This is a genomic window from uncultured Clostridium sp., assembly GCF_947036855.1.
In the GTDB taxonomy this organism is placed as follows: domain Bacteria; phylum Bacillota; class Clostridia; order Clostridiales; family Clostridiaceae; genus Sarcina.
Map to the genome: position 1 here is coordinate 1 of NZ_CAMQRY010000073.1, position 12,687 is coordinate 12,687.

Genomic DNA, 12,687 nt, shown 5'->3' on the forward strand with positions numbered 1-12,687 from the left:
TCTTCTCCATTTGTTTTTTCTACCTTTTCTTTATCATTTTCTTTAACTTCACCATCAGTAGATTTTTCTTCTACCTTCTTATCTTCTTTATTTTCTATATTTGTTTCTTTAGACTCTTTTTCTTCTTCACGAGATTCTTCTTTTTTCTCACAAGTATCTGGTTCTTGTTCTTTTTTCTTATATTTATCTTTATTATACTGATTATTATTTACATCTATAACTTTTAAAATCTTACTATTTTCAAGTATTATTTTATTACCTTTTATTTCTTTAAGTATTCCTTTTACAATTACTTCGTCGCCTTCTTTACACTTTTCAACCTCTGCTTTATCTAATATACATTTAGCTTTTTTCATAGCACTATCTTTACTTATTATATAAGCTTTGTCATCTGATGTTTTAATTTTGCATACTTTAATTCTTATTATTATATCTTTACCAAGATATGCATCACACTTACTTTTCTCCCCCTTAAATCTTACAACATCAGCAATAGAATATTCATCTGTATTAGTTGTTTTTGCTTCATCATTTTTTTCTGTAGTTTCAACCTTTGCATCAACCCATATGCTCTCATATCTCTCCTCTAAATTTGTTGTTTTTGCATAACATGTTGCACCTACTGGTAAAAAGGCTATCGCAAGAGTAGCACATACCACTTTTAATTTTTTGTTCATTTTGTTATTCCTCCTAAAGTCAAATACTACACTTAATATGCCACTATTCTACAAATTTTATTCATATTGATTTATTTTATTGCAGTTACTATGTAAAATGTATTATTATATAAGTAGATTTAAAAAGAAGGAGCCATTAAAATGAAATTATTATTTTTTGATACAGAAACAACAAGTATAAGACCTGGTAGCATCTGTCAACTTAGCTACATACTAACTGATACTGACTGCAAACCACAAAAAACAACTGGACATAACTTCTTCTTTACAGTTGAAGAAATGGATCCTAATGCTGAGAAAGTTCATCATTTTTCTCTTGAAAAACTTTATGAACTTAGTAATGGACTTTATTTTGAGGACCAATTCGAACAATTTTTACAAGACTTTATAGATGCTGATTTTGTTATAGGACATAATGTTCCATTTGATATTAAATTCTTAAAGCATGAGCTTGAAGCTTTATATATGGAAAATGAATATGTTCCAAAAAATATATTCTGTACTATGAAGTATTATAAAGATGTTTGTAAAATAGTTAATCAGTCTGGTTCATATAAAAACCCAAGACTTGAGGAAGCTGTAAAGTTTCTTAATATAACTGATAAGCAGATAGTTGATACAGCAAACAAATTATTTGATGGTAGTGGAAATTACCATGATGCAAGATTTGATACTGCTGCAACTTACCTTGTTGTTATAGAAGGAATAAAAAAAGGCTTAATACCTAGAAGCTATTTTTCTAATATTCTTAGTTTCAAATAATAAAAGGACTGCCAACTGGCAGCCCTTTTTACTTTTCTAATATTCTTTCAAGTATTATTGCTCTAATACTCTCATATTTAATTTCCCTTGGAAGTTCTTTTTTTACTTTAGCTAAATTTTCATCTCCAATTTTATTTAAAGAATCTATAATAATTTGATATTCATGTTCATCATAATACGATTTTAAATCTATATCAAAACTATACTCATTTCCTGATAAAATATATTCAGTAACATATCCAAGTATTGTTGATATTGATAATTCAACCTCTTCTGATATTTCAGATATATTCTTTCCAGAACTTAACTCATCTATCGTTATTTCTTTTGCAGTTCTTACTTCACCATCTAAAACTACTTTTTTTCTACCCTTTTCTTCCCAAATAACTTCTATATCATTTTTTTCTATATAATCTTTTACAAGATTTAAAAATACATTTGCATAAGATGCTATTTTTTTAGGTCCTATTCCTGATATATCAGTAAACTCTTCTACATTTGTTGGATATCTTCCACTTATCTCTTTAAGTGTATTAATTGCTAGAACATAAGATTTATAAATTCTCTCTTTTGTAGCAATTTCATCTCTAAGTATAATAAGCTCATTTAATAAATCTTTATCAGTTTCTACATACATTGGTAGGCTTGAAACTTCTTTTTTCACTTTAGAGTTTATATTTTTATCTACTTTTATATCATTATCTTCTTTATATTTTTTTATAATACTAATAATTGATTCACCAAAAGCATTATATTTTTCTTCATTTACACCCTGTATTTTAATAAAATCAGCTTTATCACAAGGGAACTTAATAGACATCTCTTTTATACTTGAATCTCCAAGTATAGAATATGGTGCTACATTTTTTTCTCTAGCAATTTCTATAACTCGTACTTTAAGCATACTATATAACTCATTTTCCTTATCAATATTTCTTTGAATTGAAATTTCTCTTAGTATAACTTTTTTATTGCCTTTTAATATTTCAGCAGAAGTATTATTAACATATAAAGTGGGATATTCAGTAACATTTATACCAAGATATCCATGTGCAACAAGTGTATTTACAAATTCCTTTAAGTCATCTTTATTATAATCCTTCATAAGACCATATGTTGATAATGTATTAAATCCAAGGTCTATTATCTTTTTAACTTTAGAACCCTTTAAAACATCAACTATAACCCCTATACCGTATGGTCTTTTCATTCTGTAAACACATGATAAAACTTTTTGTGCATCAAGAGTTTTATCTATCTCATTTTGACTAGCAAGACAGTTACTACAATTTCCACAGTTATCTTTAGCTTCATCCTCAAAATAATTAAGTACATACTTTCTATAACATGAATTACTATAAACAAAATCAAGCATACTTTGAAGTTTTTGAAGTTCTGCTTCTTTTCTTTCAGAATTTTGTATTGAAGAATCAATTAAAAACTTCTGTGTTTGAACATCAGAACTTGCAAATAAAAGTATTGCTTCACTCTTTTCTCCATCTCTCCCAGCTCTACCTATCTCTTGATAATATGCTTCAATACTTCTTGGTATAGAATAATGTATAACAAACCTTACGTTAGGCTTATCTATCCCCATACCAAAGGCATTTGTTGCAACTATTATATTACTTGTATCATAAATAAAATCTTCTTGATTTTTGCTTCTCTCTTTTTCAGGAAGTCCTGCATGATATTTTAAAGCTTTTATATCATTCTTATTTAAAAATTTAGTTATCTCCTCAACTTCTTTTCTAGTTGAAGCATATATGATACCACTAAGATCTATATTTTCTTTAATATAACTTAAAATATAATCTTTCTTATCTACACCTTTTAATATATCTATTTTTATATTTTCTCTATCAAAACCAGATATAAAAACATTCGCATCTTCTATTCCTAGCATAGCTAAAATATCATCTCTAACCTTCTGTGATGCTGTTGCTGTAAACCCTGTTATAACAGGTCTTTTTTTAAGCCTTGCAATAAATGAACTTATATCTCTATAACTACTTCTAAAATCATGTCCCCAATGAGACACACAGTGGGCCTCATCAACTGAAACTTGTGATACTTCTATAGAATTTAAAACATCAAGTAAAACCATATCACGAAGTCTTTCTGGTGCCACATATAAAATTTTAAGGTCTTTATTTCTAATCCTAAATAAAACCTCTTCAACTTCTATACTAGAAAGTGTACTATTTATAAATGAGGCACTAACCCCTAGCCCATTTAAAACATCAACCTGATCTTTCATAAGTGATATAAGTGGTGATATTACAATAGTTAATCCATCAAACATTAAAGCTGGAAGTTGATAACATATTGATTTACCTCCACCTGTTGGCATAACAGCAAGTGTATTATGTCCTGTAGTAATAGATTCTATAATTTCTTCCTGCCCTTTTCTAAAAGAACTATATCCATAAATCTTTTCTAAAATATCTAAAGCTTTTTTCATAGATTAATCAACCCCTCTAATTTCTATATAATTAAATTCAAAAAGTGCCTATAAACTAAAAGTTTTAGGCACTTTGTGTCATTTCTAGAATGTATAGAATTCTACATTTTCAATAGCTGTTTCTACTAATTTTTCAATATCAAGAACTGTTTCTGATGCTCTCATCTCTTCAAGTCTTGGTTTTGTTTTAGGATGCTTTGGTACAAATATTGTACAACAATCTTCATATGGAAGAATTGAAGTTTCATATGTTCCAATCTCTCTAGCTATATCCATAATTTCTTCTTTATCAAGTGTAATAAGTGGTCTAAATACTGGTCTATCTGCACAATCACTACTTACTATTAAACCGTCCATAGTTTGTGATGCAACTTGCCCAATACTTTCTCCTGATGCAACTGAGTCAATTCCTTTTTTAGCTGCAAGTGAACATGCAACTCTCATCATAAATCTTCTCATTAATATTGTAAGTTCATCTTCCTTACACTTATCTATTATTTCCATTTGAATTTCTGTAAATGGGATAACATATAAGTTTATCTTTTCTGTATATCCTGCAAGAATTTTAGCTAAATCTTTAACTTTATCCTTAGCTCTTTCTGATGTATAAGGATGTGAGTGATAATAAACACAACTAACCTCAACCCCTCTTTTAGCCATTTGATATCCTGCAACTGGTGAATCTATTCCACCTGATAACATAAGCATTGTACTTCCATTCATACCATAAGGTAATCCTCTAACAGCTTTAACACTATCTTTGTTTGTCCAAATATATGCATGTTCTCTTATTTCAATTCTAAGTAAACACTCAGGATTTTTAATCTTAACTGAAATTTTCCCTTCCATACCTTGAAGTACATGTCCTCCAACCTCTCTAGAAATTTCCATTGAGTTTTTAGGGAATCTTTTATCAGCTCTATTAGTATCAACCTTAAAGTTAGCTGCTCCTGATTCTTTAACTTTTTCTAAAGCAGTTGCTTTTATAACATCATAATCTCTCTCTACTCTTGTAACAATAACAAGTTCTATTAATCCAAAAACTTTTCTTACAATTTCAATACATTTTTCAAGCTCATCACTCTCTATAAACCATCTACCTTGGTCTGATATTATCTTATGATCTATTCCTTTAAGCTTCTTTTGTATATTACTTTTAAGCTTACTCTCAAATTTACCTTTATTAAGTCCTTTTAAGAATATTTCTGGTGCATATTTAACTAATATTAATTTTTTCATCTTTTAAATCTCCTTAAGAATGTTAATGATTTTTTTAAAGCCTCAATTGTATGATCTACTTCATCTTTAGTATTCTCTCCTGAGAAACTAAATCTTATAGCACCTTCAATCTCATTTGGCTTAAGTCCTATTGCATTAAGTACATGACTACCTTTACTGATAACCTTTTTAGAAGAACAAGCAGAACCTGTTGATACAAATATATCACTATCTTCTAATAAATGTAGTATAACCTCAGCTCTTGCTCCAACAAATGAAACATTTAAAATATATGAACTTATAAACTCTTCAATAGGGCTATTTATTCTAATATCTTTTATTTCCTTTAGTCTCTCCACAAAATATGCTTTTAATTCTACAACATTTTCCATACTTTTATCTATATTTTCTAGTGTTATCTCACAAGCTTTTTCCATACCAACTATCGCTGCTATATTTTCTGTTCCAGCTCTATGACCAAACTCTTGTGATCCTCCTGATATAAGAGAACTTACATTTAAGTCTTTTCTCATATATAAGAAACCAATACCTCTTGGTCCATGGATTTTATGTGCTGACATACTATAAAAATCTATATCTAACTTTTTAACATCAACTCCAAATTTACCATATCCCTGTACACCATCAATATGGAATTTAGCTCTTTGACTTTTTGCTCTTATAACCTTTGAAATTGCTGCTATATCACTTATAGTACCAATTTCATTATTTACATGCATTATAGAAACTAAAACAGTATCTTTTATAATACTATTTTCAAGTTCATTTAAATCTATTCTTCCCATAGAATCATGCTTTAAATAAGTAACTCTAACCCCTTTTTCTTCAAGTTCCTTACATGTAAGCAATACACTTGGATGCTCAAAAACAGTTGTTATTATATGGTTACCTTTTTTAGCAAGTCCTCTTAAAACAGTATTATTACTTTCACTTCCACCAGAAGTAAATAATAACTCCTCTTTGCTTGCATTTATAGACTTTGCTATATTTTCTCTAGCTTCCATTAGTCTTCTTTGACATTTAAGACCTAATTTATGTAAAGATGATGGATTCGCATAATATTCTTTCATAGCTAAAGACATATCTTCACAAACTTCATCATACGCTTTAGTTGTTGCACTATTATCAAAATACACTTCCATAACTAGCTCTCCTTTCTCCTAATTTCAAATAACAAAAATTGTATTTAAAATACCTTTTCTTAACCTTTATATTCTAACATAATTCTTTTATCATTTCATTGTTTTTAAATAAAAGATTGCAAAAATAAAAAGCAAGACAAATCGTCTTGCTTTTAAATTTATTCCATTGCTACAAATTCAGTTTTCTCAACACCATCAATTTTTCCTATATTGCTTAAAATATCATATATATCCATATTTATAGATGATATATCCATTGTTAAGCTAACATATGCAGAATTATTTATAGGTATACTTTGGTCTATTGTAAGTATATTTGCACCATACTCTGAAAGTAAATTTAAAACGCTTGATAGAACTCCTTTTTTATGAGTTACTACCATATTAAATATAAATTTCTTTCCGTAAGAAGTCTCTGAAAATTCAAAAACGTAATCCTTATACTTATAATATACACTTCTACTTATTCCAACTTGCTTTGTTGCCTCTGTTATTTCTTTTACAGACCCTTCTTTTAAAAGTCTTTTTGCTTTTATAACTTTTTCAAAAACTTCAGGTAAAACTTTTTTATCAATAACTAGCCATTGACTTTTCATTCTCAAATCACCTTTCTTCTACTATTGCCCCTATATTGTCCGCTTTCAATGATTTTAATAACCACTTGCTTTTTAATTGCTTCAAACTTTTCTCTATAGAAATAAATTCTTTTTCTTCATTATCACTTATTTTTTTAATACCAATTATTGTTGGCCCAGCCCCACTTAAAAAATTGCACAATATATTATTTTCATTAAATATTTCTTTAACTTCTTGATAATTTTCTATAAATCCACTTCTATATGGTTCATGAAACTTATCCCTACAAGAAACTTTCAACAAATCATAATTTTTACTACTAAATGCACTTGCTGTAAGAGCCGCTCTGCTAATATTATATATAACATCACTTGCTATATATTCTTTTGGTAGAACTTTTCTAGCTACACTTGTTGATAACTCAAAACTTGGTATTCCTACAAAAAACTTCATATTTCTATCTATTTCTACACTATTATAATATACCTTTGATTTTTCCACAACCGATACTACAAATCCACCAAGTATAGCAGGTGCTACATTATCAGGATGACCTTCTATTTCTGTGGCTATATCTAGAGTTTCATCAATTGTAAATTTATTGTTCAAAATTTTATTAGCAATTAAAACACCTGCAACTATACAACTTGAACTACTCCCAAGCCCTCTAGTTATAGGTATATCTTGATTAATAAGTTTTATTTTAAAACTTTCTTTTTTATAATTGGCTTTTTTAAAGACTTTTTTCATAGCTGTAAAAAGTATATTTTCACGATTTGAAAATCTTTCTTCAAATCCTATAAATTCTAATCCTTCAGAAATCTCCTCTACTTCAAATGTATTATATAAAGATAAAGCAAGACCAAGTGTATCAAAACCTGCACCAACATTTGCACTAGTTGCTGGAACCTTAGCTCTATAAATCATATCTACACCTTCTTTATAAGACTAGATATAACATTTTTAATATCATATTTATCACACTTTATATTATGGAGTAAATATTTTTTATCTAGATCTTTAAGACCTTTTGGAATTTCATACCCTGTATTTTCTGATAAAACACTTAAAAGTTCTAATTCATCATTTACATTTGAATCAAGTTCTAATGCATCCACTATACTTTTAACAAATTTAAATGGTGAAGCTGTTGATGCTATCAACACTTTTTTAGTATCACCTGTATCTTTAACATATTTATTATATGCATTATATGCCACAGCTGTATGAGTATCCATCAAATACTTCTCTTTTTCAAATAAATTCTTTATATCAGAATAAACCTCTTCTTTATTTGCAAAATAGCCATAAAAATCACTCATATTAGACTTCATTTCTAAATCTATTTCATATATTCCTTCAGTTTTTAACTCATCCATAAATATATTTATTTTTTTATCATCTCTTCCTGACAGTTCAAATAATAATCTTTCAAGATTAGAGCTAACAAGTATATCCATAGATGGAGACTCAGTTAGTATAAGCTCTCTTCTTCTATCATACACACCTGTATTTATAAAATCTGTTAAAACATTATTCTCATTTGATGCACATATAAACTTATCTATTGGTAGTCCCATTTGCTTAGCATAGTATCCTGCAAGTATATTTCCAAAATTCCCTGTTGGAACACATATATTTATTTTTTCTCCATTTGCTATTTCATTTTGATTTAAAAGTTCAAAATACCCATAAAAATAATATACTATTTGTGGAACAAGCCTTGCTATATTAATAGAATTAGCTGAACTAAATCTTATTTTTTCATACAGCATTTCTTCTTTGAATTCTTCATCAGCAAATATGCCTTTTACTGCATTTTGTGCATCATCAAAATTTCCATTTATAGCTATTACACTTGAATTAAAGCTATCATGTGTTCTCATTTGAAGTTCCTGAACTCTACTTACTCCATTCTCTGGATAAAATACAACTACACTTATACCATCAATATCTCTAAAACCTTCAAGTGCTGCTTTTCCAGTATCCCCTGAAGTTGCAGTTAATATAACAATTTTATCATTGATTCCTAATATTTCTTTAGATTTTTTCATTATGTGTGGTAAAAACAAAAGTGCTGCATCTTTAAATGCAGATGTTGGACCATGGTATAGTTCTAAAAACCCTTTACTTACTTTCACTTCAAATCTACCCTCATATGCCTCTTTTATACACTCTTTTATATTTTCATCACCAATATCACCAAAGAATAATTTTATTATCTCAAATGCTAATTCTTGATAATTAAGCCCCCTTAATTTATCAAAGTCACTCTTTATATTCGGAAATTTTTCTGGTACATATAAACCACCAGAACTTGAAAGACCTTTTACTATTGCTTCTGTCGCAAGTTTTAAGTCTTTTACATCTCTTGTACTTATAAATTTCATTTTAAACACCCCAAGTTTAAATTTTATTTACGCTTGTAAATTTATTACAATTTCAATATAACATGTTATCCTACGGTGTACAAGTGTTTTTTATATAAACACATATCTTTCTTAAAATTTAGCTATATTAAAAATATCTTTCCCTTTTATATAGCAACTACTAGAATATTTATTTATTTTTAAAAGTTTGTCTTTAATCCTACTTTTATTATTTGATTTACTCTTAAATTGCATATCTACATAAAACTTAATTATTTTATTTTTTATAATAGCCTTATCATTAAGTGAACTTTCTAAAGCTAAATTATCAATTATCATATCAATACTATCTATATAATATTCTAAATCAATATACATAACTTTATTAATTCTTTCTAAAATACCAAGCAAGATATAATCAAATTTAAAATCCTTTATCTGTGTATCTATAAAAATTTCTTTTAAAATTATATATTCCTTGTTTTTTATATTAAGTTCTAATTCTATATCACTTGAAAAATCTATATTTCTATAATTAATAAGTGTTTCATTTTTAAATATATCTAACTTTAGTAATTCTGCTTCAATATATATAATTTCATCATAAAGCTTACTGCATAGTTCTTTAAACTCTTTTTTATAAAATGACACCTTTATATTATTACCCAATTCTAACATACCTAAATAATACATACTTATTAAACTCATAGTTTTTTTAAAGATGTCAATCTTAGCAAAAATAAGTCCTACAAGCTCTGCTCTATCCTTATTTTCATTCTTATAAAAATCATCTATCAATACCTTTAAGTCATTCATATCTGAAAAATAAAATAACTTAATGAACTCTTTTTTCGTATTAAAATATATCTCTCTTAATTCATTTTCTTCTAGATTATTATAAAATTCAGTAGATTTTAATATATATATATCTTTCACAAAACTTCTTATATTTTCTTTTAAAATAAATAATTTATGCAAATTGGAATCTTTAAGTGTAATAGCTATACCCTCAAACATATAATTATTATCTAGCATATTAATATCAGCTATATTATTTTTTTCTATATTACTAAAATTAATATTATCACCTTGATTTAAAATTAACATTTTATCAGTTATAGTTGCTAAAAATGGTTGATACTCTGATGTATATCCTAAATATTTATTTGTAACTACTATTTTATTAAAATATTTATCAAGTTCAATATCATTATCTTTTAATTTTATTAAAAATAAATTCTGATTGTTCATAAGTATATTTATAGAACCATCTACCATGCAAGAAATATTTTCAAATTTTTGATTTAATATTTCTTTATCAAGTTCTCTATCTATAATTTTAATGTCCCTATCTATGATTACTTCTATCTCTCTACCTTTATAATTTATAGAATCAAGTTCTCCATAGATATTAGCTAATATCTTTGTTTTATCTATAACTTCATTAACTGCAGTAATTTTTTTAGTATTTTCCACTTGAATTTCTTCATTTTCAGTTTTTAAATTTTCTTCATAATACTTAGATATTGTGTCATCTTCAATTTTAATTTGTTTTTTCTTAGTCACTTCATTATTTTTTTCTATATCTTTATAATTAATATCATTTTCTTTTTCCTCCTCCCTATCATCTTTTGAATATAAATTTATATCTTTTACCTCCATATACTCAGAGCGATCCATTATTTGTGTATATTCCATTGGTATATCTAAATAAACTTCCTCTTTTAATTCTTCAGTTTTCTTAAATTTATCAATCTTATCTTTTATCTCATTAGCACTTTTATTAAAACAATGAATCAAAATATTATAATAAGCACTATTATTAGTTATTATATGAATACAACTTTTTAAAACCTTATAGTCTATAATCTCACTATATTTAATATTCACTTTATTACTTATTGTATTTATGCTAACTTCTTCTTCTCTAAACTCTAACAGCCCTGTTTCATATATCCCCTCATCTACCTTAATTGCGTATTTACTCCACTCTACCAAAAATGGACTATCATCAACTTTTCTGCAAATATTAACGAAATCATCTATTTTCATATTAATAATAAAACTTTCTGTCTTATTATCTGTAAAATCTCTTGAATTTATAGCAATAATATTATCTTTTGTTAATACTTTAAATTTAATATTTTTAGTTCTATGATTATATTCAAAAACCTTTATATTTTTTAATCTCTTATTTTTATCTGCAATAAAAATCCTTCCAAGATTACTTACACAAAAAATCTTTTCACCTACAACAAGTAAGTTTTTTTCCCCAAACTTAAAATTCCTATCGGTCTTAAATACTATATCTTCACCTTCACTAAGTAACTTTAAAATACTCTCATACCCTTTTTCCATAATACCCTCCTAAATTCCCCATAAGATTTCTTTCTTATCTATGTTTATTTACGAAAGCTGAAAAAAATACGCTTTTAATCTAAAAAAAGAAAAACCATACAAAACTTATGTTAAGTTTGTATGGTTGTATAGTTTTAATATTATTAATTTATAATACTCTTCTTGCTCTTCCTATTAAATTCCAAGGAACATTCGTAATTCTAACATATTCACCTGTTTTAGGTGATTCTATCCATTGTCCATTTCCAATATACATACCTACATGTCCAAGATTACTAAAGAATAGTAAATCTCCTGGTTTTGCATTTGATGCATTAACTTCAACCCCTGCATTAACTTGATCATATGTTGTCCTTCCAAGACTTACTCCAACTTGGTTAAATGCCCACTGAGTAAATCCCGAGCAATCAAATGCTCTATAATTTGCATTCATATACTTTGATGGTACTGAATAGGCTTGACCTGGGAATCTATTTTTTAGTGCATTAAGTGATGATGTAGTAATATATTCACCTGAACCACCAAATACATAAGGAGTTCCTATATGTGCCTTCATTATTGAAAGTACTTTATCATATTTATTAGAAACTTGTCCACTATTATTATCATCAATAACTTTTCTAACATAATCCGAATGAACATATCCAACCTTACCATTGTAGTTTATCTTATACCAAGAACCACTTTTTCCAGTTATATCAAATCTATTTCCTGCTGATAAATATCCAACTATAGATGATGAAGTATTTGGATTGCTTCTTATTCTAAGATTACTTGAAACATTTATAACTTCACCTTTACCATTTTCAGGTTTTACATCTGGTGTTGTAGGTTCTACAGGTTTTGGAGGTTGTACTGTTCCTCCACCTGATGATATAACTTTTGCATAATCTTTATGAATGTATCCTGTTTTTCCTTTATGATTAATCTTATACCAACTTCCACTCTCACCAATTATTTTAAATTTTTCATTTGGATATAAATATCCAACAATTGATGAACTTGTATTTGATGCTGATCTTATTCTAAGACTACTAGTTACATTCGTAACTTGCCCATCTTTAGATACCGATGTATCAGGTGTTGGAGGTGGTGTTGGT

10 protein-coding genes are annotated in these 12,687 nt (G+C 27.3%); 1 reads left to right on the forward strand and 9 read right to left on the reverse strand.

Annotation, left to right across the window (positions count from 1 at the left end):
* The coding region (locus Q0V15_RS08520) for a hypothetical protein (protein WP_297437977.1) at positions 1 to 677 on the reverse strand (677 nt) is incomplete at its 3' end.
* Positions 678 to 818: 141 nt separating this feature from the next.
* On the opposite strand from Q0V15_RS08520, the gene Q0V15_RS08525 reads away from it, so the two are divergent.
* The gene (locus tag Q0V15_RS08525; RefSeq protein WP_297437979.1) at positions 819 to 1,439 is read left to right on the forward strand and encodes a 3'-5' exonuclease; all 621 of its coding nucleotides are present in this window, start codon (positions 819 to 821) and stop codon (positions 1,437 to 1,439) included.
* A gap of 28 nt (positions 1,440 to 1,467) precedes the next feature.
* Here Q0V15_RS08525 and recQ read toward each other — a convergent pair whose 3' ends face one another.
* The 8 genes from recQ to Q0V15_RS08565 all read right to left on the reverse strand — a co-directional run.
* Positions 1,468 to 3,903 carry a DNA helicase RecQ gene (recQ, locus tag Q0V15_RS08530; protein WP_297437981.1) on the reverse strand — a complete coding sequence of 812 codons (2,436 nt, stop codon included), beginning with the start codon at positions 3,901 to 3,903 and terminating at the stop codon, positions 1,468 to 1,470.
* Positions 3,904 to 3,987: 84 nt separating this feature from the next.
* Positions 3,988 to 5,142 (reverse strand): tRNA uracil 4-sulfurtransferase ThiI, encoded by a 1,155-nt coding sequence (thiI, locus tag Q0V15_RS08535; protein ID WP_297437983.1) that lies wholly within the window; start codon positions 5,140 to 5,142, stop codon positions 3,988 to 3,990.
* Positions 5,139 to 6,284 carry a cysteine desulfurase family protein gene (locus tag Q0V15_RS08540; RefSeq protein ID WP_297437985.1) on the reverse strand — a complete coding sequence of 382 codons (1,146 nt, stop codon included), beginning with the start codon at positions 6,282 to 6,284 and terminating at the stop codon, positions 5,139 to 5,141. Before Q0V15_RS08540 ends, thiI begins: the two co-directional genes overlap by 4 nt.
* Before the next feature lie 158 nt (positions 6,285 to 6,442).
* The gene (locus Q0V15_RS08545) at positions 6,443 to 6,880 is read right to left on the reverse strand and encodes an ACT domain-containing protein (RefSeq protein WP_297437987.1); all 438 of its coding nucleotides are present in this window, start codon (positions 6,878 to 6,880) and stop codon (positions 6,443 to 6,445) included.
* Positions 6,881 to 6,887: 7 nt separating this feature from the next.
* Positions 6,888 to 7,787, reverse strand: a complete 900-nt coding sequence (gene thrB / locus Q0V15_RS08550; protein ID WP_297437989.1) for a homoserine kinase — start codon at positions 7,785 to 7,787, stop codon at positions 6,888 to 6,890.
* A gap of 2 nt (positions 7,788 to 7,789) precedes the next feature.
* The gene (gene thrC / locus Q0V15_RS08555) at positions 7,790 to 9,250 is read right to left on the reverse strand and encodes a threonine synthase (RefSeq protein WP_297437991.1); all 1,461 of its coding nucleotides are present in this window, start codon (positions 9,248 to 9,250) and stop codon (positions 7,790 to 7,792) included.
* A 111-nt stretch (positions 9,251 to 9,361) separates the two neighbouring features.
* Positions 9,362 to 11,587, reverse strand: coding sequence for a hypothetical protein (locus Q0V15_RS08560; protein ID WP_297437993.1), 2,226 nt, complete (start codon positions 11,585 to 11,587; stop codon positions 9,362 to 9,364).
* 148 nt (positions 11,588 to 11,735) lie between these two features.
* Positions 11,736 to 12,687, reverse strand: a 952-nt coding sequence (locus tag Q0V15_RS08565) for an SH3 domain-containing C40 family peptidase (protein ID WP_297437995.1), incomplete at its 5' end; no start/stop codon positions are given.

What these genes read in the sequence shown, in the direction of transcription:
- Q0V15_RS08525 (WP_297437979.1), top strand. Translation starts at nt 819, where the DNA reads ATGAAATTATTATTTTTTGATACAGAAACAACAAGTATAAGACCTGGT.
- recQ (WP_297437981.1), bottom strand. Translation starts at nt 3,903, where the DNA reads ATGAAAAAAGCTTTAGATATTTTAGAAAAGATTTATGGATATAGTTCT.
- thiI (WP_297437983.1), bottom strand. Translation starts at nt 5,142, where the DNA reads ATGAAAAAATTAATATTAGTTAAATATGCACCAGAAATATTCTTAAAA.
- Q0V15_RS08540 (WP_297437985.1), bottom strand. Translation starts at nt 6,284, where the DNA reads ATGGAAGTGTATTTTGATAATAGTGCAACAACTAAAGCGTATGATGAA.
- Q0V15_RS08545 (WP_297437987.1), bottom strand. Translation starts at nt 6,880, where the DNA reads ATGAAAAGTCAATGGCTAGTTATTGATAAAAAAGTTTTACCTGAAGTT.
- thrB (WP_297437989.1), bottom strand. Translation starts at nt 7,787, where the DNA reads ATGATTTATAGAGCTAAGGTTCCAGCAACTAGTGCAAATGTTGGTGCA.
- thrC (WP_297437991.1), bottom strand. Translation starts at nt 9,250, where the DNA reads ATGAAATTTATAAGTACAAGAGATGTAAAAGACTTAAAACTTGCGACA.
- Q0V15_RS08560 (WP_297437993.1), bottom strand. Translation starts at nt 11,587, where the DNA reads ATGGAAAAAGGGTATGAGAGTATTTTAAAGTTACTTAGTGAAGGTGAA.